Source organism: Frankia sp. Mgl5 (genome assembly GCF_023242985.1).
Lineage (GTDB): Bacteria > Actinomycetota > Actinomycetes > Frankiales > Frankiaceae > Parafrankia > Parafrankia soli.
Map to the genome: position 1 here is coordinate 14,537 of NZ_JALKFY010000799.1, position 26,480 is coordinate 41,016.

Below are 26,480 nucleotides of genomic sequence, written 5' to 3' on the forward strand. Positions count from 1 at the left end.
GTGACAGTGAGCTCGTCCAGCCTCGGTGGATCCGATGGGTTCGACGGCGCCGATCCGGTGCGGGTCGGGCCGTACCGGCTGCTGCGCCGGCTCGGCGCGGGCGGCATGGGCACCGTCTACCTCGGGCTGAACGGTTCCGGGCGGCAGGTGGCGGTCAAGCTCGTCCGGCCCGACCTGGCGCGGGTCGCCGAGTTCCGCGAGCGGCTGAAACGGGAGGCGGACAGCGCCCGGCGGGTCGCCCGGTTCTGCACCGCGGCGGTGCTCGACGTGAACGTCACCGCCGACGTGCCCTACCTGGTCACCGAGTTCGTGGACGGCCCGACGCTGGCCGAGGTGGTGCGGGAGCGCGGGCCGCTGCATCCCGCCGAGCTGCACCAGCTCGCCGCCAGCATGGCCACCGCGCTGATGGCGATCCACCGCGCCGGCATCGTCCACCGCGACCTCAAGCCCAGCAACATCGTGCTCTCCCGGCTCGGCCCGAAGGTCATCGACTTCGGCATCGCCCGCGCGCTCGACACGGCGTCCGTCCTGAGCGGGGAGCACCCCGTCGGCACCCCCGCGCTGATGGCCCCCGAGCAGGCCCGCGGCGACACGATCACCTCCGCGGCGGACGTCTTCGCCTGGGGCGGGGTGCTCGTGTACGCGGCCACCGGCCGCTACCCGTTCGGCACCGGCCCGGCCGCCGCGCTGCTCTACCGCACGGTCAACGACACCCCCACGCTCGACGGCTTCGAGGACTCCCTGCGTCCGCTGGTCGAGGAGGCGATGCGCAAGGCCCCGGCCGATCGGCCCACCGCCGAGCAGCTCTACGCCCGGCTGCTCGACATGCGCGTGGACGAGGCCGAAGTACCCCTGGGGCCCCCGCTCGCCGAGGTCACCGCGCTCGTCCAGCCGGTCGCGCCCGGGACGCCTGGAACACCTGGGACGCCTGGAACAGCCGGGAATCCGCCGCCGCCGTCATCGTCGTCGGTGGAGACGCAGGCCGTCCCGCCGACCCCGGTTACCGTTCTGTCCCCGCACGGCTCGCCGGCACCGGCACCGGCGCCGTCCACGGCCGGTCGCGTCGGAACGGCTGGGCGGCCCAAAGCGGCGGGGCGAGCCAGCGCGGATGGCCGGAGCCGGAGCAGGCGGAGCCGAGGCGGGTGGCGCGGGATGGCCCTGCTCGCGGCGATCCTCGCCGCGGTCATCGCGACGGTCGTGCTCGTCGTGGTCGACAACCGTGGCGCGCCCAGCCCGACCGGCGTGCCCGAGCAGGTCGCGGCCAGGGCGCTGCGGCTGCAGTTCCAGGACCGTCCACTCGCCCGCCGGCTCGCGCTCGCGGCCTACCACGCCGCGCCGGAGTCGGCGTCCACCCGCAACGCGGTGATCGGTCTGTTCGCGGCCGACGTCGACCCGGTGGTGGCCCCGCTGGGCAGCCGCGTCCTGAGCGCCGCCCTGCGTCCCGACGGCCGGCTGCTCGCCGCCGGGACGGAAGCCGGGACCATCGAGCTCTGGGATCTCACCGACCTCGCCCATCCCGTCCACGCCGGCACCATTTCCGGGGTCGGTGACTGGGTCTACTCGGTGGCCTTCAACCCGGGCGGGAACCTGCTCGCGGCCGGTGTCGGCGACGGAGCCGTCCGGCTGTGGGACGTGACCGACCCCGCCCACGCCGGCGCGCTCGCCACCATCGCGTTCCACCGCGACCGGGTGCGCTCCGTCGCCTTCGCCCCGGACGGCGGCACCCTCGCCTCCGGCGGCGACGACGGCCAGGTCGGCCTGTGGGCGGTGACCGACCCGGCCCATCCGCAGCGGCGGTCGGCGACCGACGGCGCCGTCGCCGGAATCCGGTCGCTCGCGTTCTCCCCGCGCGGCGGCCTGCTGGCCCTCGCCGGTGACGACGGCTCCGTCCGGCTGTGGAACGTCGCCGATCCGGCGCGGCCCGCCACCAGCTCCACCCTGCGCGGCACCGGCCGCACGGTGCAGTCCGTCGCCTTCTCCGCCGACAGCTCGATCCTCGCCGCCGGCGGCATCGACGGCGCCGTGCACACCTGGCGGGCCGACGGCCCGGGATCGGTCGTCGACCTCGGCTCCACCCCCGGCGGCGTCGGCGGGGTGACCAGCGTCGCCTTCAGCCCCGACAGCGCCATCCTGGTCTCGGCCAGCGAGGACGAGACCGTCCGGCTCACCGACATCTCCGCCCCGGCGGACCCCGTCCTGCTCACCGACCTGCGCGGCCACACGAAGGCGGTGAGCGCGGCGATGTTCGTCCCCGGTGGGCGGACCGTCGTGTCGGCCGGCGGCGACGGCTCCGTCCGACTGTGGACGGTCGACCCATCGGTGCTCACCCGCAACGCCTGCGCCGACCCGGCGAACCAGATCGGCTCCAAGGAGTGGTACGCCAACTTCCCACACCTGCCCTACGCCCCGCCCTGCCCCTGACAGGTTGCTTCGGATTGGGTGGCACCCCCACCCCCCACCCCCCACCGCCTCCCGACATGCCCTGATTTACCGCTATTGCGAAAAGCGACACAAGTAGTTATGCGCACCGGCTCCCGCCGTCGGGTGAAGTGTGGCCGTTGAAAGAGCCCTGGCTGTCACTCGATCGCCACGGTTCCTCGGCTGCCGTGAATGGCGGCCGGGTTGGTGCGAATACTTATAGGAGGAGAACCTCACCATCTGGACCGGTGATCCAACATTCGACGTGTGGGAGGTTCACTTCCCGCGCTGGTCTCCGCCGCGGGAGACTTGTCCACGCTGTAGCGTCCGCCGGGGCTTCACAGGAGTGGATCGGGTGCGGGCCGCACGGCCGGATCACCCGGGGATGGAGAGATCATGGCGACGTCCGGGCGGATCACCACACCGTTCACCGCCGAGTCCACCGCGGCCGAGGTCGCGGCCGGGATCGATCTCGGTGGCCGCCGCGTCGTGGTGACCGGCGCGTCGTCCGGCATCGGGGTCGAGACGGCCCGGGCGCTGGCCGGGGCGGGCGCCGAGGTCACCCTTGCCGTCCGCGATGTCGAGGCGGGCCGGCGGACCGGCGACGAGATCGTGGCCGCCACGGGTAACAAGGAGATCCATGTGGCGCCGCTGGATCTCGCCGACCGGGCATCGGTCGCCGCGTTCGTCGCCGGCTGGGACGGCCCGCTGCACATCCTGGTGAACAACGCCGGTGTGATGGCCACCCCCGAGCTGCGCACGCCGGAGGGCTGGGAGCTGCAGTTCGCGACCAACCACCTCGGTCATTTCGCGGTGGCTTCCGGCCTGCGTGGCGCGCTGGCGGCGGCCGGGGGCGCGCGGGTGGTGTCGGTCAGCTCGAGCGGGCACCTGCGCTCGCCGGTGGTCTTCTCCGACATCCACTTCCGTGAGCGCGCCTACGAGCCGTGGGCGGCGTACGGCCAGTCCAAGACCGCGAACGTGCTGTTCGCGGTCGAGGCGACCAGGCGCTGGGCCGACGACGGCATCACCGTGAACGCGCTGATGCCGGGGGCGATCGCCACCAGGCTGCAGCGCCATATCAGCACCGAGGATCTCGACCGGCTCCGTGGCCAGATCAACGCCCCGGCTCTGGTCTGGAAATCCGTCGAGCAGGGCGCCGCGACCTCGGTGCTGCTCGCGACCTCGCCGCTGCTGGACGGGCTCGGCGGCCGGTACTTCGAGGACTGCAACGAGGCGCTCCCGAACACTCCGGGTGTCCGGGGCGGTGTGGCCGCCTACGCCCTCGACCCCGAGGCCGCGGCCCGGCTCTGGGACGTCACCGTCGACACGCTCACCTGAGAACCCGGGCGGTCCGCGGGCGGCCGCCGCGCCAGGATGTCTACTTCTGGTCGCTTTCCGTAGCCATCCGGGTATCCCTGCCCGGCTCGGGGCAAGAGGAGGGGATGGGACGCGGCCCGGCGACGGCGCTGGCCGCGGCCCGCCTGAAGGCGGTGAACGTGATGGTCGACGCGTCCGCGCCGCCGGCCGATCCACCGCGGACGGTACCGCGCCAGGCGGCGGCCGGCAGCGGCTTCTTCTGGCCGGCGGTGGTGATCAGCGCGCTGCTGGTCGTCGGATCGGCGGTCGTCGCGGTCGCCCTGCCGGCCCGGCCGGCACTTCTCACCGTCCGCCTGATCATGATCTTCTGTCTGCTGCTGGGCGGCGGGACCTGCGTGGTGACGGGCCTGCGCCGGCGCGGCGCGGAACGCGCGTGGCGGCTGCTGGTCGCGGGGATGGTGCTGGGCATCGGCGCCGGTGCGGCGGAGATGTTCCCGGCCATGGCCAGCCGCGGGCCACCGGTCCCGCGGCAGGACGCGTCCTCGCTCGCCTACCTGATCCCGCAGGCGTTCGGGCTGGCCGGAGTGCTGTGCTACCCGACCGACCCGTTCGACCTGTCGCTGCGGCCGCCGGGGCGGGGCCGCGACCGCCGCTGGTACGTGATCACGATCATGGACGGCCTGATCGTGGCCGGCGCGGTGACGCTGCTGGCCTGGATCGCCATCCTCGAGGACGCGATCGCGGCGCGGGGGCCGCTGGGTGACGGGCCCATCTACTCGATCGTCCTGTCCGCCAACACCCTGATCATCGCCGTGGTGGTGATCCTGGTCGCGGTGTTCCGCCAGCCGCGCTCCGGTGGTGGCCTGAGCCTGCTGATCATGGGGCTGCTCACCGTCACCGCCTCGATCGCCAGTTACATGGCGGTGGTCGTCCGTGGTGGGACGGACGTCCCGCGGCTGCTGGACCTGCTGCTGATCGCCGGGCCGCTGCTGGTCGGGCTGGCGGCGCTGGCGCCGGAGACGTCCCGGCCGGGGCGCGCCGCCGTGGACGGGAGCGGTGACACGTTCGTCCCCTCGCGGCGCCGGCGGTGGCACGCGATGCTGCCGTACCTGCCGCTGGCCGCGGCCGGCGTCGCGACGCTGCTCGAGCTCTCCGGGGAGGATCTCGCCCAGCAGGAGGAGATCTGGGCGCTGCTCGCCCTGCTGCTGATCGCGCTGCTCCGGCAGATGACCACGATGAGCGACAACATCCGCCTGCTCGGCCAGGTGGAGGAGAAGCAGCGCCAGCTGCACCACCAGGCGTTCCACGACCCGCTCACCGGGCTCGCGAACCGCGCCCTGTTCAGCGAACGGCTCGACTCGGCGCTGCGCCGGCGTGACCTGGGCACCGGACGTCTCGCGGTGCTGTTCTGCGACCTGGACGGATTCAAGCGGGTCAACGATGAGTTCGGGCACGCCGCCGGCGACGACCTGCTGCGGGTGACCGCCCGTCGGCTGGCCGGGTGCGTGCGGCCGGCGGACACGGTCGCCCGGCTCGGCGGGGACGAGTTCGCGATCCTGCTGGACGCCGATGCCGAGGACCCCGGATCGGTCGGGCGGCGGCTCGCCGCCGCGGTGCGGGCGCCGATCCGGCTCGCCGACACCACGTTCACCGTCGCGGCCAGCACCGGCCTCGTCGTCGTCGACCCGGCCGCCGGGCCCGTCACCGCGGACGCCCTGCTGCACCGCGCCGACCTGGCCATGTACGCGGCGAAAGCCCAGGGGGACGGGCGGCAGACGGTGTACACCCCCGATCTCGCCGTGCCGCGCTCGGGCTCCGCGCTGCGGGCCGCGCTCGATGCCGCGGCCCGTGGTGAGCCCGCCGACGGCCGGCTCGCCGTGACCTACCGGCCCATCATCGACCTCACCACCGCCACCCCGGTAGCCCACGAGGCGCGCCTCGCCTGGGTACACCCCGACCTCGGCGCCACCCGGCTGCTCCCCGCCGACGACGCCCTCGGCCTGGTGCCGGCCGTGGACCGGATCCTGCTGCGCGCCGCCTGCTGCGCGGACGGGTCGGGCCGTCCGCTGCCCGTGCACGTCACGATCTCCGCCCGCCGGGCCGGCCAGCCGACCCTCGTCGACGACGTCGCCGCCGCGCTGCGGGCGGCGGACCTGCCGCCCGCCGGCCTCGTCCTCCAGATCCGCCCCACTCCGCGCGCCGCCGGCCCGGCCGACTTCGGTGACGTGGTCAGCCGCGTCCGCGCCAGCGGGGTCCGGATCGGGCTCGCCGAGATCGGGGGACCGGACACCCTGATCGACACCGCCATCGGCATTCTCGGCAGTGCCCCGGTGGACATGATCACCGTCCATTCCGACCTCACCGCGACCTGGACGGCTCCCGGCCGCGATGATCCGGCCGCGGCCCTCGCCCGCACCGGCCTCGCGACTCTGATCGGTCTCGGCATCACCGTGGTCGCCGACGGGGTGGACGGCCCGGCCACCGCGGCCCGCCTGCGGGAACGCGGCTGCCGGCTGGCCTTCGGTGATCCCTGCGGTCGTGCCTTCCTGCCAAACCCGCTCCCGCGCGCCGCCGCGGCCGATCATGCCGATCCCCGGCATGCCGACCGCCGTCACGCCGACCGGTGCCGATCGCCGTGACGGCCAGCGCTCGTCGCGGGCCGCCGCCCCGGCCGGTGATCGGCCCGGGAAATCGCATCAAGCGTGCTGGAGGAGGACAGAATGTCGCATCGTTCCGATCCTGTGCTGGAGCCCGATCCTGTGCTGGACGCCCCCTTCGGGGCCGAGCCGGAGCCGGACGCGCTCATCCAGGCGGCCATGCGCTGGCATTTCTCGCCGGAGACGGGATCGCCGTTCTGGCTGCGGACGGCGGAGACCTTCGATTTCGACCCGCGCCGCGACGTGCGCACGTTCGCCGATCTCGCGCGCTTCCCCAACGTTGTGAACCAGTTCCGCGACGTCCGGGTGCAGGATCTCATCCCGCGCGGCTACGGGCCCGACCCGGACGTGGTCGGCGTCTACGAGAGCGGTGGGACGACCGGGGCGCCCAAGCGGGTGGTCATCCTGGAGGACTGGATGCGGCGCCTGGTGGCGAACTCACAGGACCTCAGCGACCGGCGCGGTGTCCCCAACGGCGTCGGCTGGCTGTCCGTGGTGCCGAGCGGCCCGCACGTGTTCGGCGAGTTCGTCGGCCGGCAGGCACGGCAGCGCGGCTCGGTACGTTTCACCGTCGACCTCGATCCGCGCTGGGTCCGCAAGGTGCTCGCGGACGGCCGTCCCGAGGAGGCCGAACGCTACGCCGAGCACGTGATCGACCAGGCCGGGCGCATCCTCGAGACCCAGGACATCGGGGTGCTCGTGACGACGCCGCCGCTGCTGGAACGGCTCGCGCGCCGCGACGACCTCGTGAAACTCGTCAACGAACACGTGCGGGTGATCTCCTGGGGCGGCGCGCACATGGACGCCGACACCCGGTCGATCCTCCGGGACGAGGTCTTCCCCGAGATCCAGATCTACGGCGTGTACGGCAGCACGATGGTGCTCGGCGCGGCGCACGAGCGGCTCGGCCTGACCGCCGACGACCCGTGCGTCTTCGACCCGTACTCGCCGTACATCTCGTTCGAGGTCGTCGACCCGCAGACCCGCCGTCCGGTCGGGTACGGCGAGCGCGGCCAGGTGATCATGCATCACATCAGCAGGAACGCCCTGCTGCCCAACAACCTCGAACGCGACCTGGCGACCCGGATCGAACCGCCGCCCGGGCAGATGGGGGACTCGGTCGCCGACGTCGGCCCGGTGGCGGTCTTCGACGACGAGCCGCTCATCGAGGGGGTCTACTGATGGCCGACCTGATCGATCTCGACGCGCTCGGCCCCGCCGGCCCGTACCGGGCCCGCAACCGGGAGACGATCCCCGACGTCACCGGGCGGCCCGTCGCCGAGCTGAGCCTGGTACCGAGCCTGTTCGTGCGGCGCGGGATGGCCGCCCTGCACCGGGCCGACACCCTGCCCGCCGACCGCCGCGCCGCCGCGCTCGCCCACGCCGGCCAGATCTTCGCCACCGGGGTCATCGACGGGATGTCCCGTGACGAGTACGAGCACACGGTCACCAGGGTGTGCGGCCTGCCGATCTCCGTCGTGCGGGCCGCGACCGACGCGGTCGCGCTCGCCGCCCAGGAGGCGTACACCTCGGCCGACGCCGCCCGGCCGGCCGCGGCCGTCGACGACTGGCACGACCCGTTGACCAGGCAGGGGCGGGCGCTGTGGACCCGGCGCGGGAACGTCTTCGCGGTGCACGCGGCGGGCAACCATCCCGCGGTGCACTCGCTGTGGCTGGAGGCGCTCGCGCTCGGCTACCGGGTGGCCGTCCGGCCGTCGCGGCGCGAGCCGTTCACCCCGCACCGGCTGATCCTCGCCCTGCGCGAGGCCGGCTTCCCCGACGACTCGGTGCTGCTGCTGCCCACCGACCACCGGGTCGCCGACGAGATCATCGACGGTGCGGAGCTGGCGATGGCCTACGGCGGGGACGACGTCGTCGCCAGGTACGGCCGGGACCCACGGGTGCTCACGCAGGGCCCAGGCCGGACCAAGATCCTGCTCGACGACCCGGACTGGCGCTCCCACCTGGACGTCGTCGTCGACTCCGTCAGCCACGAGGGCGGGGTCGCCTGCGTCAACACCACCGCCGTGTTCGTCGCCGGCGACCCGGCGCCGGTCGCCGCGGCCCTCGCCGAGCGGCTGGCGACCATTCCGACGCTGCCGCCGGAGGACGAGAAGGCCGTCCTGCCGGTGCGGGGCGCCGCGGCCGCCCACGCCGTCGAGCGCTACCTGCTCGACCACGCCGGCGACGCGCGGATGCCGCTGGGCGGCGACGGCGTGGCCGACGAGCTGGGCGACGGCAGCGCCGCCCTGCGCCCGGCGGTGCTCCAGCTGGACCGGCCGGACGCGCCCCAGGCCGGCATCGAGCTGCCTTTCCCCTGCGTGTGGGTGGCGCCGTGGTCCCGCGAGGACGGCGTCGGACCGGTGCGGGGCTCCCTCGTCCTCACCGCGATCACCGCGGACGACGCGCTCCTGGACGAGCTGGTCGCGGAGCCGACGATCAGCAACGTCTACATCGGCGACCACCCGACCTACTGGATCCGGCCGGGCATCCCGCATGACCGCTATCTCGGCGAGTTCCTCATGCGGACGAAGGCCATGATCCGTGCCTGAGTCGGGGGCGCCGGCGTGGCCCGCAGGGCGGGGCCGGTCGCCGGGGCCGGTCTGGCCGGCCTGGCCGGCGGGGTCACCCGGGGACCGTCTCCCGGGCCGTCGCCGGCACCTCGTCGGGCGCGTCAGTGGGCGCGTCGGCGACCGGGCGCCAGGTACCGTCCGTGTCGGCCCAGCCGTGGCCCCGGTCGTAGGCGGCGTTGAGCTCGGCGGTCAGGCGTGAGCCCCGCTCGGGCAGGGTCAGCCCGTGGTCTTCGGCGTGTTCCCTCAGCCACGCGCGGACGTCGGTCGCGGACGCCGTCTGGTGCGGGCGGCGTGGCCGGGAGCGGGACGGCACCGGGCGTTTCGGAGCGCTCTCCGGCGCCGGTGGCGCAATAGCGTCGTTCTTCTCCACGTCCGTCCACGCCGTGTCTATCTTGGCCGTTCGGGCGATGGCCACCGTCTCGCCGTACTCCGCGTACTCGCCGAGCACGGACGCTATTTCGTCGCGGCATTCGTCGCACACGTCGAGCCGCACCAGCCTGCCGTCGTAGGCGAGCACCGCGGTCCTGGTGGCAGCGATCCTCTCCGTACCGTGGTTCCCGACGTTGTCGCACCAGACGTTGATGAGCGATATTACTTCGCGTGCCATCAGAAAGACCCCTCTTCGTGTTCGGACGCCCATCGTCCGGGTGTTTCCGGACACCAGCCTAGTGGGGTCGAAGAAGGGTGGCAAATGGAGTATGGATCGTACTGTTCGCATGTCGGTCAAACCGATAGGCGGCGCCGCGGAATACCGTTGGCCGTCGCCGCCGGGTAGAGCCGGCGTGGGGGGTTCTGCCAGTGCCTGGTCGGGCAGGGACTCCCACCCGCGCGTGCCAGCCTGTTCGCTGGAAGCGCGCAGCGCGCAGCGCGCAGGCGCGCGGCGCGGTGCGCACGCCCCTCGAGGGCGGGCCACGGGCCGCCCCACTGGGGCGGCCATCCCTCGACGAGTACTCGGAAGAGATCTATGCGAGCGACATACATGTACGGTGCCGGCGACGTGCGGATCGCCGACGTCGGCGACCCGGCGCTGGAGCAGCCGACCGACGCGCTGGTGCGCGTCGTGCTGGCGTGTATCTGCGGCAGCGACCTGCACCCATATCACAGCCTGGCGGCAACCCCGGCGGGCGTCCCGATGGGCCACGAGTTCATCGGCGTCGTCGAGGAGGTCGGCGGCGAGGTGTCGACGCTGCGCGCCGGCGACCTCGTCATCGCCCCGTTCGCCTGGTCGGACGGCACCTGCGAGTTCTGCCTTGAGGGCCTGCACACCTCGTGCCGCACCGGCGGGTTCTTCGCGGCCGGCGGCGTCGGCGGCGGCCAGGCCGAGGCGATACGCGTCCCGCAGGCCGACGGCACCCTGGTGAAGGTCCCGGTGCCCGAGGACTCCGCCCTCCTGCCGTCCCTGCTGACCCTCTCGGACGTGTTCGGAACCGGCTACCACGCCGCCGTCCGGGCCGGCGTGAACCCGCGCACCACGGTCACCGTCATCGGTGACGGCGCCGTCGGGCTGATGGCGGTGCTCTCGGCTCGCCGGCTCGGCGCGGAGCAGATCATCCTGATGGGGCGGCACAAGGCCCGCACCGACCTCGGCCTCGAGTTCGGCGCGACGGACGTCGTCGCCGAGCGCGGCGAGGAGGGCGTCGCCCGGGTGCGGGAGCTCACCGGCGGCGACGGCAGCCACGCGGTGCTCGAGGCCGTCGGCTACCGGGCCGCCTACGACCAGGCCCTCGGTGTGGTCCGGCCGGGTGGCGTGATCAGCCGGGTCGGCGTGCCCCAGTACGCCGACGCGCCGATCGGCTTCCCCAGCCTCTTCGGCCGCAACATCACCCTCACCGGGGGCCCGGCGCCGGTCCGGGCCTACATCGAGACGCTGCTGCCCGCCGTCCTCGACGGGGAGGTCGAGCCCGGCAAGGTCTTCGACCGCACCGTCTCCCTCGAGGACGTCCCCGCCGGCTACCGCGCGATGGACGACCGCAAGGCCCTCAAGGTCCTCGTCCGCCCGTAGCGGCCGCCCCGGGGCCGGGCCCGCCACGCCACCGGGGGTTCAGGCCTCGCCGGTGGCGTGGCCGGCTTCGGTGTGGCCGGTCTCGTCGACGGTGGCCGCCCAGCTCGCGAGCAGCCGGAGCGAGTCGCTCGTCGGCGACCCGGGCTCGGCACTGTAGATGATCATGGTGAGTCCCGGGTCGCCGGGGAACTCCATGGCCTCGAAGGCCAGGTCCAGGGCGCCGACCACGGGATGGCACAACCGCTTCGCGCCGGTGCGGTGGAAACGCACGTCGTGCGCCGCCCACCGGGTGCGGAACGTCTCACTGCGGGTCGAGAGCTCACCGATCAGGTCACTGAGGGCCCGGTCGTAGGGGGATCGGCCGGCCTCGGCCCGCAGGATCGCCACGATGTCGTTGGCCGCGCGTTCCCAGTCGGTGAAGAACTCCCTCGCGCGCGGGTTGAGGAAGGCGAACCGGGCGCTGTTCGCGGGGCGCACCGGATCGGCCAGCATCTCCGAGTAGAGCTCCTGGCCGAGCGGGTTGGCGGCGAGGAGATCCATCCGGCCGTTGCGCACCCAGGCCGGCGCCGCGGTGACGGCGTCCAGGATGCGCTGGATGCCCGGCCGGACCCGCTGGGGGCTGCGGCGGCGGGCGCCCGGCGCGGCGTTCGCGGCCCGCGCCAGGTCGAACAGGTGCGCCCGCTCGGCCTCGTCGAGCTGCAGGGCGCGGGCGATCGCGTCCAGCACGCCGTCGGAGGCGCCGGGCAGGCTGCCGCGCTCCAGGCGGGTGTAGTAGTCCACGCTCACGCCGGCGAGGAGCGCGACCTCCTCCCGGCGCAGGCCCGGCACCCGCCGGTGCCCGCCGTAGCTCGGCAGTCCCGCCTGCCCCGGCGTGAGCCTCGCCCGCCGCGAGGCCAGGAACTCACGGATCTGCTCCCGGTTATCCACCCCGCCCACGGTAGGCGGGGCGCCGCGGGTCAGGGAGGCCCTGCCGGTACCCGGGTCGGCCGGGCCTGCCCCGTCCGGCGCCCCGCGGCTCCGCCATCACCTGCGGGGCTCCGTCAGGGCCCCGTCATCACCGGCCGAGCGCCGTCAAGGCCGCGTCAGGCGCACGCCACCCGGTCGCTGCGGCGGCTGTCGACGCCGCCGTCCTCCACCGCGCTGGTGCACTGGGTGAAGATGACCAGCACCAGCTCGGGAGTCCGGGTGCCGCCCGCGAGGATTTCCACGCTCTGGCTCCGCCCGGTGAAGGTGAGCTTCGTCCTCCCGTCGGAACCGCCCTCCTGGAAGAACTTGTAACCGGCGCCCGGCAGCGCCTGCCGGTAAAAGGCGAGGGCCGCGGCCGGGGTGACGCCGGCGAGGTTGAGGGTCGCGTCGGTCGGCTTGCTGTCGGACACGGTCACCGTCGCCCCCGGGGGAAACGGGAAATCCGCGGGAATGATGCCGGTACGCGGATCGGCGGCGGCCGACGCGGTGGGTGCGGCGGCCGCGACCGTGACCGCCGGGGCCGGTGTCGCCGAACCCCCGGTCAGGTTGTCCGGGACGTCGGTCGCCCAGGTGTGCGGCACCTCGCTGGCGCTGGACGCGCCTGCCGTGGCCGAGCCGTCGTCCGCGCCGCCCCCGCCGCACGCGGTGAGCAGCAGCGCCAGCCCCACTCCTGCGCAGGCCATCGCGCTCCGCAGGCGCAGCTTTCCGATCCGCATTGATCCCCCGTTTCAAGACCGTATGATCAGTACACGGTCTTGTCAGCTTGCCATCCGGCCCGCAATTCATCCGAGACGTCATCCCCGACGCCGCTCGTGAAAATACGCGTACTCCGACCGAAGTGGCGCGCCAGAATGTCCGGATGACAGCGGGGATCCTAGGATACGGGTTTGCGGCCGGCAACCGAGCGCGCGTCGCTCAGGTCCGTGCGACCTCCCGCGCATCGTCGTCCCGGGAGCCGGCCTGGCGGGTGGCGCCGCGCTGGCCGGGGACGGCGTCGATCAGCTCCCGGGTGTACTCGCTGCGCGGCGAGCCGAACACCGCGGCGACGGAGCCGGACTCGACCTGCCGGCCGCGGTTGAGCACCGACACCGTGTGCGAGATCCGCGCGACGACGGCCAGATCGTGCGAGACGAACAGGTAGCTGAGGCCGAGGCGCTCCTGCAGGTCGGTCAGCAGCGCGAGGATCTGTTCCTGCACGGAGACGTCGAGCGCCGACACCGGCTCGTCGAGCAGCACCAGCTCGGGGGAGAGGGCGAGCGCGCGGGCGATGGCGACCCGCTGGCGCTGGCCGCCGGACAGCTCCGCCGGCAGCCGGTCGAGGTAGGAGCCGGGCAGCGCCACCTGGTCGAGCAGCTCCAGCGCGCGGGCCGTGCGGGTGCGCCGGTCGCCGATCCGGAACGACACCAGCGGCTCGGTGATGCTCTGCCCGACGGTGAAGCGCGGGTCGAGCGAGGCGTACGGGTTCTGGTGGACGAGCTGGACCTTGCGGCGCAGCAACCGGGTCTGCTTCCAGCCCAGGCCGGTGATGTCGACGCCGTCGAGGCTGACCCGTCCGTCGGTCGCCTGCTCGAAGCCGAACGCGATGCGCAGCATCGTGGTCTTGCCGGAGCCGGACTCGCCGACGAGCGCGTGCGTGCGCCCGCGGGCCACCTCGACCGACACCCCGTCCAGGGCGAGGAACGAGCCGGCCTGCCGGCCCGGCAGCGGGTAGCGCTTGGAGACGTTCTCCAGCCGGATCACCGGGTCCGGGGTGGCCACCTGCTCGGGTGGAAGCTGGAAGCGGGGCACGATCTGGCCGCCGTGGGCCAGACCGGGCGCGGCCGCGATGAGTCGCTTGGTGTAGTCCCGCGCCGGGCTCACCAGGATGTCGCCCGGTGGGCCCTGCTCGACGATCTCCCCGTCCTGCAGGACGACCACGCGGTCACCGCGGTCGGCCGCGACGGCGAGGTCGTGCGTGATGATCAGCAGCGAGATCCCGGACTCGCGGACGAGCCCTTCGAGGTGGTCGAGGATCCTGCGCTGCACCGTCACGTCGAGGGCGCTGGTCGGCTCGTCGGCGATGATCAGGCGGGGCCGGCCGGCCAGGGCGATCCCGATGAGCACGCGCTGGCGCAGGCCACCGGACAGTTCGTGCGGGTACTGACGGGCGCGCAGCCGCGGGTTGTCGACGCCGGCCTGCGCGAGGAACTCGAGCACCTCGGCGTCGAGATCGTCGCCGCCCACCCCGCGCAGCCGGATCGCCTCGGCGACCTGCCCGCCGATGCGGCGGGTGGGGTTGAGCCCGACCATCGGGTCCTGCGGCACCAGCCCGACGACCCGGCCGCGCAGCTCACGCAGGACCTTCTCTCTGGCCCCGACGATCTCGACCGGCCGCCGGCCGCGCTCGTCGAGGTCCAGACGGTCGTCGAGCGCCGGGCCGTCGACATCGTCGGGGCTCGGGCCGGTGTGGAGGAGGACGCTGCCGGCGGTGACCCGGGCGCTGTCGGGCAGCAGGCCGATGATCGTGTTCGCGATCGTGGACTTGCCCGAGCCCGACTCGCCGACGAGGGCGACGATCTCCCCGGACCCGATCGACAGGTCCACGCCGCGCACGGCGGGCGCCGTCCGGCGGCGGCGGACGTAGCCGACGTGGAGATCCCGGATCGTCACCAGTGGGCTGACCAGCGGGCTTGTCGGCGGGCTCGTCAGTTGGCTCGTTCCGGCCGTCATCGCTCGAGCTCCTGGAGGGTCTTCGAGATGTGGTTGAGGCTCAGCACCGTCATGGCGACGAACAGCCCGGGGAGCAGCGAGACCCACGGAGCGGTGATGAGGTAGTTGCGGCCGGCGGAGATGAGGGTGCCCCACTCGGCGGTCGGCGGCGCCGCGCCGAAGCCCAGGAAGCTCAGCGACGCGATCGCGATGATCGCGACGCCCGTGTCCAGGACGGCGAGCACGGCGACCGGGCCCCACGAGTTCGGCAGCACGTGGCGCAGCAGCACCCGCAGCCAGGACGCCCCCCCGCCACGCGCCGCCTCGACGTAGGGCAGGGTCTTCACCCGCAGCACCTCGGCGCGGGTGGTGCGGGCGAATCCCGGCACGATGCCGACGCCGACGGCGACGGCGACCGGCACCGTGCCGAAGCCCAGGGCCGTGACGATGGACAGCGCCATCAGCAGGCTCGGGATGGCCAGCAGCACGTCGACGCCCCGCATGAGCAGCGCGTCGACGAGACCACCGAAGAAGCCGGCGATCACGCCGAGCGCGAGTCCGGCCACGATCGCGATCCCGAGCGCGATCAGGGTGGCCTTGATCGTCAGTGCCGAGCCGTGCAGCATGCGGGACCACAGGTCGCGGCCGAGCTCGTCGGTGCCGAACAGGTGGCCGACACCCGGGCCGACCAGCCGGTCGGCCGGCGCGGTCGCGTAGGGATCGTGCGAGGTGAACAGGCCCGGTGCGAAGGCCGTCACCACCACGAAGGCGATGAACAGCACCGCGATCACGAATCCCGGCCTGGAACCGAGGGTCCGCAGGCTCGCGGCGAGGTTGGCTCGCCGTCCGCCGGGCTGGGACTCGTCGAGCAGCGCCTCGTCGAGCAGCGCCTCGCCGGCGGCGCGGCCGGCTCCGGTGGTGACCGGATCCGTTCCGGTGGTGACCGGGCCGGCTCCGGTGCTGACCGGATCCGCTCCGGCGGTGGCCGGGTCGGCTCCGGCGGCCGGGCTGGCGATGTGGGCAGCCGAGACGGTCACGATGAGGCCACCTTCCGCCGGCCCTGCGCGATGCGGGGGTCCAGCAACGGATAGAGCAGATCGACCACGAGGTTGACGAAGACGAAGACGGCGGCCGCCAGCGAGACGATCGCGAGGACCACCGGAACGTCCTGCGCCAGCACCGCTTCCTGGGCGAGCTTGCCGAGGCCGTTGCGGGAGAACACCGTCTCGACGACGATTGCGCTGGTGACGGTCAGGCCGACCAGGACGCCGAGGATGGTCAGGGCGGGCAGCAGCGCGTTGCGGAAGCCGTGCCGCCACTGCACCGCCGCCCGGGAGAGGCCCTTTGCGCGCGCCGTCACGATGTAGGGCTGGCGGAGCGTGTCGTCGAAGCTGCGCATCAGCACCTGCGCGAGCATCGAGGCCGTCAGCAGCGAGATCGTGATGGACGGCATCACCAGCGACTTCCAGCCCTTCACCCCGGTGGCCGGCAGCCAGCCGAGGTTGAACGACAGCAGCTGGATCAGCAGCAGCGCGATGAAGAACTGGGGGAACGAGGCCCCGAACGAGGGCAGCCGGGTCAGGAACAGCCGGGCCGGCCGCCACCGCACGTAGGAGGCCAGGTAGGCCAGCGCCATCCCGGCCACGAGCGAGAGTGCGGCGGCGGTGATGCTCAGCGCGACCGTGGGGCCCAGCCGGTCGCCGATGAGGTCGGCGACCGGCTGCTGCTTGGAGATCGAGTCACCGAAGTCTCCGTGCAGGAAGCCCCACAGGTGGGAGAAGTACTGATTCAGGACCGGACGGTCCAGCCCGTACTGGGCCATCGCGGTGTCGAGCTGCTCAGGGGTGAGCTTGTCGGTCTCGATCCCCGCCGCTCCCAGTTGCAGGGCGACCGGATCGCTCGGCAGCAGGTAGAGGACCGCGAAGGTCACGGTGTAGGCCGCCCAGAGCACGACGAGCGCCTGGGCGAACCGACCGAGGACGTACCGAGTCATCAGAGTTCTCCTACTGCTGCTTCCACACGTCGTTGAGCTTCAGGAAGCTCTCCGACGTGAACGCGAAGCCGTGGACCTGGCTGCTGACCCCCGCGTACTGCACCCGCTCGAACTGCGGGAACGACACGCCCTGGTCGATGAGCAGGTTCTGCAGGTCGGCGTAGGCCTGCTTGGTCGTCTCCGCGTCGGTGGTCTGCGCCGCCTTGGCGAACAGCCCGGTGAGCTTCGCCAGGGTCTCCGGGGTCGTCGCGTTCGTCGCGAGCGCCTTGGAGTTGGCGTGGGCCGGGTCGAGGATGAACTGCAGCGCACCCGGGTCGGCCCGGGTGAAGTAGCTGCCGGCCAGGTCGTAGTCGCCGTTCTTGTACTTCGCGGGAAGCTCGGCCGTCGTCGTGGTGTCGAGCACGAGGTCGATGCCGACCTGCTTGAGCTGGTCCTGGATGAGCTCGGAACCGACGTTGAACGTGGTGGTCGGCGTCTTCAGCGTGAGCTTCTGGTTGTCCTTGTAGCGGTAGCCGTCGGGGCCGAGCTTCCAGCCGGCCTGGTCGAGCAGCTTGCCCGCGCCCGCCGGGTCGTGGCGGAGCTTGTCGGCCTGCGACACGAAGTACGGCGTCGTCGAGTTGAAGGCGCCGGTCACGACCGGGTAGTCGGCACCGAACACCGTCTTGGCGTAGCTCTCGAGGTCGAACGCCTTGTACAGCGCCTTGCGGACGTTGAGGTCCGCCAGTGGGTGACCCGCGCTCACGTTGGGGAAGAACACGGACGCCGGGCCCGGCAGCGGCCGGGACTCGACGACGTCACCCGACTTCTCGATCAGCTCGCGGTCCTCGACCGTGAAGGGGTTACGCGGCCAGGCGATGTCGACGGTGCCGCTGAGCAGGTTGCCGGTGCGGACGCTGTCCTCGGCGACGTAGCTGAACTCGACCGTGTCGAGGTGGGCCTCGCCGGTGTTCTCCGACAGCGCCGAACCCCACGCGTAGCCCGGCCGCCGCTTGAGGGTGGTGAGCTCGTTGGGCTTGTAGCTCTCCAGCGTGAACGCCCCGGAGGCGACGTAGTCGCCGAGGCAGCGCTCCTTGGAGGTCTTCTTGTACGACGCCGGCGAGATGATCGCCAGGTTGGTCGTCGAGGTGGCCTGCAGGAACGAGGCGTTCGGCGTCGAGAAGAAGATCTTGACAGTGCTCGGGTCGACGACCTCGCTGTGGTCGTAGCCGAGGATGTAGCTGGCGCCGTAGGCCGTGCCTCCGGTCTCCTCCACGACGCTCTTGTCGCCGTCGAAGTTGGCCTTGACCGCCGCGGCGTCGAGCGGGGTGCCGTCGCTGAAGGTGACGCCGTCACGCAGGTGGAAGGTGTATTCCTTCCCGTCCGCGCTGATCTCCCACTTCTCGGCGAGCCAGGGCTTGATCTCGCCGGTCTTGGGGTCCTGGTCGGTCAGGGAGTCGGCGACGTTGCGGATCACCGTGCGGTGCTCGATCCAGTAGGTCTGGAACGGGTCGAGGCACGTGAACACCGGGTTGTCGGGGAAGAAGGCGACCTTCAGAGTCCCACCGGCTACCGGCGTCCCCGCGGTGTCGCCGGCGGCACCGTCATCATCGCCGGAGGAGCCACACGCGGCCAGGCCCAGCGCGGCCGTGACGGCAAGGGCCATGGCAGCCAGGCCAGGCCGGTGCGAGTGAAGGCGTCGTTTCATCGTTTCGTTTCTTTTCTTTCTCTAGGGATGGGACCAGTCGTCATCGGGACTCCTGGTCGAGCAGCCGGCGGCCGGCGGCAAGCAGGGCGGTGTCCTCCTGCGGCGGGTGGACCCGCACGCACAGGACGTCACGGAGGAGGCGCTCGAACGGCTGGTGCCGGGTGAGCGCCGGGTTGCCCAGCGCGGCGACCGCGGTGTTGACCGCGGCGATCGACGAGCGGGCGATCTGGATCTTCAGCAGCGACAGCTGCGGCAGGTGACCGGTGTCGCCGGCCTCGGCGCGCAGGAGCGCGCCGAACAGGAGGGTCTCGGCCTGGGCGATCTGCGCGTCGATCTCGCCCGCGACGGCCTGGATGCGTTCGGTCGTCGCGATCGGGCGGCCGAGGGCGGTGGGCACCCGCTCGCGGGCGAATCGCACGAAGGCACTGCGGGCGGCCCGGGCGACACCGACGTAGAGCGCCGGGTGGCCGAAGCTGCCGATGCCCGCCGCCGCGGCGGGGTCCCGGTACACGCCGTCGGGACCGCGCGGGATCTCGACGAACGCCTCGAACGGCAGCCGGACGTCCTCGTAGACGACGTCATGGGTGTTGGACGCCCGCAGGCCGAGGTGGTCCCACGTGTCGACCCAGGTGATGCCGGGCTGTTCGGCCGGGACGATCACATGGCCGACGCGGGGCCGGTCAGGGTCGCCGGAAGGCTCGTCGGCGACCGCCCACACGACGTGGTAGGCGAGCGCGGTGCCGCCGGTGGCGTACGCCTTGTGGCCGTTGAGCACCCAGCCGTCGGCGGTGCGGGTCGCCGTCGTCCTCGGCAGGCCGCCGCGGGCCGGGGCGCCGAGCTCGGGCTCGGCGCGGACGGCGTTGGCGAGCGTCGGCCCCTCGGCGCTGCGGCGCAGGAAGTCGGCGTAGTACGCCTCGGGCCAGTGGCCGCCGGCCGCCTGCGCCTGGTGGGTGCCGAGATTGTTCGCGGCGAGCAGCGCGACGGAGGCGTCGCCCTCGCCGAGGGCAACGAGAACGCGGGCGGTGTCCACGAGCCCGAGGCCGGGTCCGCCGTACTGCGTGCCCACGGTCGCGGTCAGCAGCCCGGCGCGGTGCGCGGCCCCCAGGCCCCTGACCGGGATCTCGCCCGTGCGGTCGTAGGCGGGCGCGACCGCGGCGATCTCGTCCGTGACGGCCGCCAGCGCCTCCGGAGACAGATCGGGGCGGACCAGCTCGGGCGTGTGCACCGCCGTCGTCATCGCAGGCCGGCCAGCGCGGCGGGGTCGAAACCGGGGGTGAGGGCGCCGGGATGGGCGTCCTGCAGAGTGCCGCGCTGCCCGGTGGCGGCGCGGTGCGCCAGCTCCTGGCGGACGAGGGGGAGGATGTGCTGGCCGTAGTCGACGGCGTCGGCGAGGGTGTCGTAGCCCCGGATCGAGACCAGGCTGGCGCCCTGGTCGACATAGTCGAGGATGGCGGCCGCGACGGTCTCCGGGCTCCCGACGAGGGCGGTGGAGGCGCCGGCCGCGTTGGTCGCGGCCGCGGTGCGGGTCCACAGCGCGCGGTCGTAGATCTCGGCCCGCTGGGCGAAGTCCAGGGCGCGCTGCGAGCCGACGTTCTGCGGGGCGCCGGTCAGGAAACGGGCCGGAGGACCGCCGGCGCTGTACGTCTTCTCGAGCTTCGTGACGTAGTCGAAGGCCTTGCGCCAGGCGAGGTCGTCCGTCTTGGCGATGATCGGCCGGAAGGTCACCCAGATGCGCGGCCGGTCGGTGCGCCCGGCCGCGGCGGCGATCCCGTTGACCCGGTCGATCTCCGAGCGCAGGTCCGCCAGCGGCTCGCCCCAGAAGCTGAAGATGTCCGCCTTGGCGCCGCCGACCTGGAAGGCGGCGTCGGACTGGCCGCCGATCGAGATCGGGATCGTGTCGCCGTACGGCCGGAAGCCGGGGCCGAAGTCGTCGAACTTGAAGAACTCGCCCTCGTGGCTGAACGGGCCGGTCTCCGACCAGGACCTGCGGAGCAGGTCGATGTACTCCGAGGTACGCGCGTAGCGGCGGTCCTTCGGCAGGTAGTCGCCGTGGCGGGCCTGCTCGGCGTCGTTGCCGCCGGAGATGAGGTGGACGACGGCGCGACCCTCGGTGAGCTGGTCGAGGGTCGCGAGCTTCTGCGCCCCCACCTGCGGGATCGTGGTGTTCGGCCGCAGCGCGACGATCGGGCGGAGGCGTTCGGTGAGCTGGCCGACGGCCGAGGCGATAACGAACGAGTCGGCGCTGTTGGAGCCGTAGGGGAGCAGGGTGTAGTCGTAGCCCGACTCCTCGAGCGAGCGGACGTACTTGCGGAAGTACGGCAGGTCGATGCCCCGGCTCGGCACGGGATTCAGCTCGGTCGACGGGTTGAGATGCGACAGGCTGATGAACTCGACCTGCGGGGACGCGGTCGCGGGGATGGCCGTCGGACTGGTCATGCCGGGGTCCTTTCGATGTTGCTTTACGTGCTCGGGCGGTTCCGGGCGCGACGGAGCTGGCGCACACCCGAACCGCTCGGTGCGATGCGATGCGGTGCGGGACGGAGCGGGCCCGGTCCGGGTCAGGCCGGGCCGGCGGCGGCATCGGGGGCGGTCGGGCGGGACGGCGGCCGGCGGCCGCGCAATCGGGAAGTGGGCCTGCCGGCGGCCGCGTAGACGGGGGAGCCGACCGGCCGGTGTTCCGGGTACACCGATGTCCCCGATTCCGGAGATCACCGTCCTGTGTCTGACCGCGGATCGGCGGGTCGTTCCCGTGCGTGGGAACACGCCCGTCCGCTCCGTGGCTACGGCCTCGGTCAGGAGCGGTCGGTCAGGAACGGATGGACGGGCGGGCGGCGCCGGTAGCCGCGGTGGCGGACCCGGCCAGTGCGACCCGTCGGACGTCCTGGCGTGCCGTGGCCGGCAGTCGCGGGCCGCTCAGCGGGGGCGACAACAGGCGGTGGTGAGGAGACCGAAATCGACGAACCGCCGACGGGTCAGCACCGACCGGGCGGCTGGCACGCGCGCCGCATACCGGAGCGGCGCCGCGCCCCGAGCCACGCACGGCCCGTGCGCACTCGCACCCAGGTTCCCCGACATGTCCATCAGAATGGTGGAGAAGAGGGATGGTGTCCAGCGTCAAACCGCGATCGAACTGATCGGTAAACGTGATAGATCACGGATTGCGCCGCAGGTGGTGAGGCCGGGGCGGATCCGGCCTGGAGGCAGGCAGGGGTGTTCGGGACACTCACGGTATGGCGACACGCCACTGCGCGCGGCGACGGCCTCCGGTGACCATCGCCGTCCTCGGCAGCGCGAACATGGACCTGGTGGTCCGTCAGCCGCGCCTGCCCCGCCCCGGCGAGACGCTGTTCGGCTCCTCGTTCACAGCCGTCCCCGGGGGGAAGGGGCTCAACCAGGCGGTCGCGGCGGCCCGCGCGGGCGGCCGGGTCCGGTTCGCGGGAGCCGTCGGCGACGACGAGTTCGGGGCCGCGCTCCGCGAGCGGCTGGCGGCCGACGGGGTCGACACCGCGGCGCTGGCGACGGTCGGGGCGCCGACCGGAGTCGCGGCGGTCTCCGTCGTCGACGGAGGCGAGAACAGCATCGTCGTCGTCCCCGGAGCGAACCAGGCCGTCACGGCGCTGGACGACGGCACCCGCGACCTGATCGCACGGTCCGGCCTTCTCGTCACACAGTTCGAGCGTCCGCTGGGCCTGGTCGGGGAGGCCCTGGCAGCCGCCCGTGCCCGCGGCGTCACCACGGTGCTCACTCCCGCGCCCGTCCTGCCTGTCCCCGCGGACCTGCTGGAGCTTGTCGACATCCTCGTCCCCAACGCGGCGGAGGCCTGCGAGCTGGCCGGGACCGATGACGAGACGGCCGCCGCCCGCGCGCTGAGCCGGACCGCCGGAACCGTGGTGATGACCCGCGGCCCCCGGGGCGTGCTCGTGGCCCGCGGCGGCGCCGTGCTCGCCGAGGTGCCCGCGCGACCGGTCGAGGCGGTCGACACCACGGCCGCCGGCGACACCCTCGCCGGCGTCATGGCGTCCGTGCTGGCGGCCGGGCAAGGTCTTGATCAAGCGGTGCGGGCGGCGGTCATCGCGGCGTCGATCGCGGTGACTCGCCCGGGCGCCTCCTCCTCCATGCCGACCTGGGCCGAGATCGCCGCGCTGCTCTGAGATCGCCGTGTGCCCTGGGACCGGCGCGGTCAACCGCCGCATGGTCTGCTGCCGCGTGGTCCACCTCCGCGGCGGTGCGGGTCACGGCTGCGCCGTCCACTCGGTACCGCAGGCCGTGCAGGTCTGGACCATGGTGCGGCTGAGCGAGCCGGCCCGGCGGGTGACGAGCGCGTCCGCCGGGTGCGGGCACGGCTCGGTGGGGGGCGCGCCAGGGCCGGCGGGGGCCGCGTCCGGCGTCGAGCCCGGGGCCTTGCGCGCCCGTCGCTGGAGGGCGGTGAGGGCCTGCCGCCAGGCGGTCACGGGGTGGCCTCCGGCACGAACCGCCACCGCTCGCGGCAACCACCGGGCGTCGCCGGCCACCTGTCGGGCGTGAGCCGCACCATGGTTATGAGGCGCACCAGGGCCGTAGGTCGCGCCAGGGTCAAAGGGCAGTTCATCACCTCACCAACGTCCCACATGGGTAACGCCGGGCCGGAACGCAGCACCGAAGCCATAAAGTAGCCTTTCGGTCACTCCTCGGGCACAGTGCCAGCCGGGCACTGTGCCCGACTGACGCAGTGCCAGGCCGCCGAGGGCTTCGCCCTGCTCGCGACGCCGTGCGGGCGGGTGTCAGGCCTTGGCATCGGACCACCGCCGAACAACCGCGATGTCGACGACGAAACGGACCCCGCTGCCGGCGGCCCAGTATCCGGCGGTGGCGTCCAGCGCCCGGCGGGTCGCCTCCGCCGCCGCCTCCGCCCGCGGGGCCGGCACGTGCAGCAGCAGCTCGTCGTGCAGGCAGAGGACGATCGCGCCGCCGAGCGGGGCGATCGACTGGCGTACCGTCACGGCCCACGCCTTGAACAGCTCGGCGGCCGCGCCCTGCACGACGGCGTTGCGCGCGAACCGGCCCCAGGCCGTACCCACCCTGTTCTCGTCGGCGCCGTCGTCCACCGCGGCGAACCGCAGCGGGACCCGCCGCCCGCCGAACGTCCGCAGCCGCGCCTGTGGGTCTGTGGCCGGTGGGTTCGGCGGTGGCCGGCCCAGGGAGGCGGCCCGGCCCGTGGCGTCGGCGGCGTCCAGGTACGCCAGCGCGACCGGGTAGGTCTCGCGCATCTGCCGCAGGGCCTGGCCGGCGACGCCGGTCGTCTGCCCGTACATCGCAGCGAGCACCGCGACCTTCGCCGTCGGCCGGTCGACGCCGAGGCTGGCCGCTACCGGGGCGTAGAGGTCGTCCTGCCGGGTCGCCCTGGTCAGCTCCGGGTCGCCGGAGACCACGGCCAGCACCCGCGGCTCGATCTGGCCGAGGTCGGCGCGGACGAACCGGTACCCCGGCTCGGCGATCACCACGACCCGCAGGTCGGCCGGCAGGTTGTGCAGGCCGGCGGCCGCGGTCATCCGGCCGGCGGCGCCGTCGCTGCCGTGCCACTCGCCCCGCAGCCGGCCGTCGGCGCCGACATGGGTGTCGAGCCACCGGTACCCGTAGGTCGTCGCGATCCGCTCGGCCTTGCGCCAGGCGAGCAGCGCCTCGACGACAGGGTGGACACCGCGCAGCGCGCTCAGCCGGCCCGACCGGGTGTCCGGCACGTCGATGCCCACCGCGGCGAGCGCGGACCGGACCGCCACCGGGTTGCGCAGGTCGACCGACGTGCCGAGGTGGCGCAGGACGGGTGCGTCCCGGGCCCGCCGGGCAGCCGCGCCCGCGGCGTCGCCGTCGGGCCTCGGCCCGACAGCGGCGGCGATCGTCGCCTCGGCGGTCGGCCGGTCCACCGGCAGGCCGTCCCGTCGCAGTTCGCGGGCGAGGAGCTCGGCGCCGGACTCGGCCCGCGCGGTCAGGACGGCCAGCGGGAGCCCGGCCGGCCGCGCCCGCGGGTCGGGCAGTGCGCGCAGCGCCTCGTCCTGAGCGGCTGTGACGGTGAGGGCCAGCTGGGCGAGCCGGGTGGCCCGGGCCAGTTGGGCGCCCGTCCCGCCCGGGCCCGCGCCGCGCAGCGTCTCCTCGGCCCAGCCCGGTCGGAGCTGGCCGTCCGGGCCGATCGGATCGTCGGCCTCGCCGTCACCCGGGCCGCCCGGGTGATCGACCAGGTCGAGCAGGTCGAGCTGGCCGTCGGCGCGGGGCCGGGGCGGTGGCGGCGGGAGCGGCAGTCCGCGTGCGCCGGCCCAGACCGCCGCCGGATCATCCCGGTGCCCCCCGTGCAGGACGCGGTGCGCCGCCGCGAGATCCCAGCACACGGCGGGAACGGGACTGCGCCCGGGACCGGTGTCAGCGCCGGGGCCGGCGTGGGTGCCGGGGCCGGCGTAGGTGCCAGAGCCAGCGCGGGGTTCGGCGATCGTGCTGGTACCCGACCTGGTCAGCAGTGCCCCGGTGCTGTGCGCCGACCACCAGACCCACCGGGGGGCGAGGGCGCGCTCCACTTCGGCCAGGACGGCGGCCGGGTCGGCGGGCTGGGCCCAGACGACGCCGGCGCACGCCAGCGCCACCGCGACATCCGAGACCGGAACCACCGCCACCAGGCTGCCCCGGCCCACCCCGGCCGCCCGCAGCGCGGCCACGGCGCCGGCCCCAACGCCAGCCGCGGCACCAGCACCAGCACCAGCGCCGGCGCCCGCGGCGGCCGGCGTGCGGGCGGGACGGGAAGTGGGGACCACGCGGTCATCCTCTCCCGCCGCACTGACAGAAATCCCGGGACGGGTGCGGGATCTACGCATGCCGGATTCCGGCGCGCCCGCCGCCTGCTCGACGACGCGGCCACCACGGCTCACGGTCGGTCTCGGGGTTCCGCGGAACCCCGGAGCGCCAGGGCAGGCCGTGACGCCAAGCTACTTCGGCTCAGTACCAGGGCGATCTGACGGCTTCACGGTGGAAAGTGGGGGTTGGCGGCGATGGGTGACACCGAGGTCGGGGCAGCCGGCGGGACCTCGTTCCGCAAATCCGTCAGCGCCAGCGTGAGCCCGCTGGACCTGCGGACCGACATCCCCCACCCGGCCCGGATGTACGACTACTACCTGGGCGGGAAGGACAACTTCCCGGCGGACCGGGAGGCGGCCGAGCAGGCGCTGGCGGCCTTCCCGAACCTGCGGCTCTACGCCCGGCAGAACCGGGCGTTCCTGCACCGGGCATTCCTGTATCGGGCAGTCGCGCACCTGACCACGACGGCCGGGGTGAGCCAGTTCCTGGACATCGGCACCGGCATTCCCACCAACCCGAGCCTGCACGAGACCGCGCAGCGGCTCGATCCGGCGGCGCGGGTGCTCTACGTCGACAACGACCCGATGGTCCTCAGCCACTCTCGCGCCCTGCTCACCAGCACATCCTCCGAGGGGCGCACCGCCTACCTCGATGCCGACCTGCGCGAGGTCGACCGCATCCTCGACGCGCCGGACCTGCACGCCACCCTCGACCTCTCCCAGCCCGTCGCCGTGTCCCTGATCGCGGTCCTGCCCTTCCTCGCAGACTCCGACGATCCCTATGGCATCGTCCGCCGCCTCCTCGACGCGGTCCCCTCCGGCAGCTACCTCGTCCTCACCCATGGCACCGCCGACGCCAACCCGGCCACACAGCGGCCGGCCGCCCTCTACCAGCAGCACGGGATCCACCTTCAGCCACGTAGCCGCACCGAGGTCGAACGGTTCTTCGACATCCTGGAGCTGGTCGAACCGGGTGTGCAGATCGTGCACCGCTGGCGTCCCGACGACACCGTGCCCAGTGACCTCACCGACGCCCAGGTCAGCATGTACGGCGCCGTCGGACGCAAACCGTAACGGGGGCCGGCTGGGGATTCACGAGGGTGGATCCGCCCGCGACCAAGCCGCCCCGACCGGCTCGCGGCGCCGGGCTACACCGTCGTGCACGGCTGAGAGAGAGGGCGCCCACACCCCTCGATCATCCGCGCAGACATCGTGGCCGACGACGCTGCGCGCCGTCCGCGGCTGGCTGACCCCTGGATCGGATTCCACCGCTGATGGACCTGGTCCACCACGACCCGGCCGACGTCGTGCGCGCCACTCTCGACGGCATCGAGGCCGGCCACGCCGAGGTCATCGCCGACGCCCTG

General features: G+C 73.4%; 19 protein-coding genes. 8 read left to right on the forward strand and 11 right to left on the reverse strand.

From position 1 onward, the window contains the following. The 5 genes from MXD62_RS28405 (at window position 1) to MXD62_RS28425 (ending at window position 8,944) form a co-directional block, all read left to right on the forward strand. Complete coding sequence (locus MXD62_RS28405) at window positions 1-2,421, forward strand: WD40 repeat domain-containing serine/threonine protein kinase (RefSeq protein ID WP_248832457.1); 2,421 nt, start codon at window positions 1-3, stop codon at window positions 2,419-2,421. A 393-nt stretch (window positions 2,422-2,814) separates the two neighbouring features. Beyond that, window positions 2,815-3,756, forward strand: coding sequence for an SDR family NAD(P)-dependent oxidoreductase (locus MXD62_RS28410; RefSeq protein ID WP_248832458.1), 942 nt, complete (start codon window positions 2,815-2,817; stop codon window positions 3,754-3,756). A gap of 104 nt (window positions 3,757-3,860) precedes the next feature. Further along, entirely contained in the window at window positions 3,861-6,374 is a 2,514-nt protein-coding gene (locus MXD62_RS28415) for a diguanylate cyclase (protein WP_248832459.1), read from the forward strand. 81 nt (window positions 6,375-6,455) lie between these two features. After that, window positions 6,456-7,574, forward strand: coding sequence for an AMP-binding protein (locus MXD62_RS28420; protein WP_248832460.1), 1,119 nt, complete (start codon window positions 6,456-6,458; stop codon window positions 7,572-7,574). Next, on the forward strand, window positions 7,574-8,944 hold the full coding sequence (locus MXD62_RS28425; RefSeq protein ID WP_248832461.1) for an aldehyde dehydrogenase family protein: 1,371 nt from the start codon (window positions 7,574-7,576) through the stop codon (window positions 8,942-8,944). Before MXD62_RS28420 ends, MXD62_RS28425 begins: the two co-directional genes overlap by 1 nt. A gap of 73 nt (window positions 8,945-9,017) precedes the next feature. Here MXD62_RS28425 and MXD62_RS28430 read toward each other — a convergent pair whose 3' ends face one another. Further along, window positions 9,018-9,572 carry a hypothetical protein gene (locus MXD62_RS28430; RefSeq protein ID WP_248832462.1) on the reverse strand — a complete coding sequence of 185 codons (555 nt, stop codon included), beginning with the start codon at window positions 9,570-9,572 and terminating at the stop codon, window positions 9,018-9,020. 357 nt (window positions 9,573-9,929) lie between these two features. Between MXD62_RS28430 and MXD62_RS28435 the strand changes: the two genes are divergently transcribed. After that, on the forward strand, window positions 9,930-10,967 hold the full coding sequence (locus MXD62_RS28435; protein WP_248832463.1) for an alcohol dehydrogenase catalytic domain-containing protein: 1,038 nt from the start codon (window positions 9,930-9,932) through the stop codon (window positions 10,965-10,967). Between the two features lie 39 nt (window positions 10,968-11,006). Here MXD62_RS28435 and MXD62_RS28440 read toward each other — a convergent pair whose 3' ends face one another. The 8 genes from MXD62_RS28440 to MXD62_RS28475 all read right to left on the reverse strand — a co-directional run bounded on the left by MXD62_RS28440 (window position 11,007) and on the right by MXD62_RS28475 (window position 20,734). After that, window positions 11,007-11,894 carry a helix-turn-helix transcriptional regulator gene (locus MXD62_RS28440; RefSeq protein WP_248832464.1) on the reverse strand — a complete coding sequence of 296 codons (888 nt, stop codon included), beginning with the start codon at window positions 11,892-11,894 and terminating at the stop codon, window positions 11,007-11,009. A 155-nt stretch (window positions 11,895-12,049) separates the two neighbouring features. After that, window positions 12,050-12,649 (reverse strand): hypothetical protein, encoded by a 600-nt coding sequence (locus MXD62_RS28445; protein ID WP_248832465.1) that lies wholly within the window; start codon window positions 12,647-12,649, stop codon window positions 12,050-12,052. 199 nt (window positions 12,650-12,848) lie between these two features. Further along, window positions 12,849-14,642, reverse strand: a complete 1,794-nt coding sequence (locus tag MXD62_RS28450) for an ABC transporter ATP-binding protein (protein ID WP_248832466.1) — start codon at window positions 14,640-14,642, stop codon at window positions 12,849-12,851. Then, complete coding sequence (locus MXD62_RS28455) at window positions 14,639-15,658, reverse strand: ABC transporter permease (RefSeq protein ID WP_248832467.1); 1,020 nt, start codon at window positions 15,656-15,658, stop codon at window positions 14,639-14,641. The genes MXD62_RS28450 and MXD62_RS28455 overlap by 4 nt, the downstream gene beginning before the upstream one ends. Then, window positions 15,655-16,614, reverse strand: coding sequence for an ABC transporter permease (locus tag MXD62_RS28460; RefSeq protein ID WP_248832468.1), 960 nt, complete (start codon window positions 16,612-16,614; stop codon window positions 15,655-15,657). Before MXD62_RS28460 ends, MXD62_RS28455 begins: the two co-directional genes overlap by 4 nt. A gap of 10 nt (window positions 16,615-16,624) precedes the next feature. Continuing rightward, on the reverse strand, window positions 16,625-18,298 hold the full coding sequence (locus MXD62_RS28465; RefSeq protein ID WP_248832469.1) for an ABC transporter substrate-binding protein: 1,674 nt from the start codon (window positions 18,296-18,298) through the stop codon (window positions 16,625-16,627). A 40-nt stretch (window positions 18,299-18,338) separates the two neighbouring features. Next, window positions 18,339-19,535, reverse strand: coding sequence for an acyl-CoA dehydrogenase family protein (locus MXD62_RS28470; protein ID WP_248832470.1), 1,197 nt, complete (start codon window positions 19,533-19,535; stop codon window positions 18,339-18,341). Beyond that, window positions 19,532-20,734: an LLM class flavin-dependent oxidoreductase gene (locus tag MXD62_RS28475; protein ID WP_248832471.1), complete on the reverse strand. Its 1,203-nt coding sequence runs from the start codon at window positions 20,732-20,734 to the stop codon at window positions 19,532-19,534. Before MXD62_RS28475 ends, MXD62_RS28470 begins: the two co-directional genes overlap by 4 nt. Window positions 20,735-21,564: 830 nt before the next feature. Between MXD62_RS28475 and MXD62_RS28480 the strand changes: the two genes are divergently transcribed. Next, on the forward strand, window positions 21,565-22,449 hold the full coding sequence (locus tag MXD62_RS28480; RefSeq protein ID WP_248832472.1) for a ribokinase: 885 nt from the start codon (window positions 21,565-21,567) through the stop codon (window positions 22,447-22,449). 81 nt (window positions 22,450-22,530) lie between these two features. On the opposite strand, the gene MXD62_RS28485 is transcribed toward MXD62_RS28480, so the two are convergent. Together MXD62_RS28485 and MXD62_RS28490 are read right to left on the reverse strand one after the other, a co-directional pair. Then, window positions 22,531-22,749, reverse strand: a complete 219-nt coding sequence (locus MXD62_RS28485) for a hypothetical protein (protein WP_248832473.1) — start codon at window positions 22,747-22,749, stop codon at window positions 22,531-22,533. Window positions 22,750-23,058: 309 nt separating this feature from the next. Beyond that, window positions 23,059-25,074, reverse strand: coding sequence for a DNA polymerase (locus MXD62_RS28490; protein ID WP_248832474.1), 2,016 nt, complete (start codon window positions 25,072-25,074; stop codon window positions 23,059-23,061). 234 nt (window positions 25,075-25,308) lie between these two features. Between MXD62_RS28490 and MXD62_RS28495 the strand changes: the two genes are divergently transcribed. Further along, a complete protein-coding gene (locus MXD62_RS28495; protein WP_248832475.1) occupies window positions 25,309-26,187 on the forward strand; it encodes an SAM-dependent methyltransferase in 879 nt (292 codons plus the stop codon). Window positions 26,188-26,480 lie beyond the last annotated feature (293 nt).

Excerpts from the sequence above, each read along its gene's own strand:
- MXD62_RS28425 (WP_248832461.1), top strand. The coding sequence starts at position 7,574 with ATGGCCGACCTGATCGATCTCGACGCGCTCGGCCCCGCCGGCCCGTAC.
- MXD62_RS28465 (WP_248832469.1), bottom strand. The coding sequence starts at position 18,298 with ATGAAACGACGCCTTCACTCGCACCGGCCTGGCCTGGCTGCCATGGCC.
- MXD62_RS28430 (WP_248832462.1), bottom strand. The coding sequence starts at position 9,572 with ATGGCACGCGAAGTAATATCGCTCATCAACGTCTGGTGCGACAACGTC.
- MXD62_RS28415 (WP_248832459.1), top strand. The coding sequence starts at position 3,861 with ATGGGACGCGGCCCGGCGACGGCGCTGGCCGCGGCCCGCCTGAAGGCG.
- MXD62_RS28435 (WP_248832463.1), top strand. The coding sequence starts at position 9,930 with ATGCGAGCGACATACATGTACGGTGCCGGCGACGTGCGGATCGCCGAC.
- MXD62_RS28470 (WP_248832470.1), bottom strand. The coding sequence starts at position 19,535 with ATGACGACGGCGGTGCACACGCCCGAGCTGGTCCGCCCCGATCTGTCT.
- MXD62_RS28475 (WP_248832471.1), bottom strand. The coding sequence starts at position 20,734 with ATGACCAGTCCGACGGCCATCCCCGCGACCGCGTCCCCGCAGGTCGAG.
- MXD62_RS28450 (WP_248832466.1), bottom strand. The coding sequence starts at position 14,642 with ATGACGGCCGGAACGAGCCAACTGACGAGCCCGCCGACAAGCCCGCTG.
- MXD62_RS28445 (WP_248832465.1), bottom strand. The coding sequence starts at position 12,649 with ATGCGGATCGGAAAGCTGCGCCTGCGGAGCGCGATGGCCTGCGCAGGA.
- MXD62_RS28460 (WP_248832468.1), bottom strand. The coding sequence starts at position 16,614 with ATGACTCGGTACGTCCTCGGTCGGTTCGCCCAGGCGCTCGTCGTGCTC.
- MXD62_RS28495 (WP_248832475.1), top strand. The coding sequence starts at position 25,309 with ATGGGTGACACCGAGGTCGGGGCAGCCGGCGGGACCTCGTTCCGCAAA.
- MXD62_RS28410 (WP_248832458.1), top strand. The coding sequence starts at position 2,815 with ATGGCGACGTCCGGGCGGATCACCACACCGTTCACCGCCGAGTCCACC.
- MXD62_RS28420 (WP_248832460.1), top strand. The coding sequence starts at position 6,456 with ATGTCGCATCGTTCCGATCCTGTGCTGGAGCCCGATCCTGTGCTGGAC.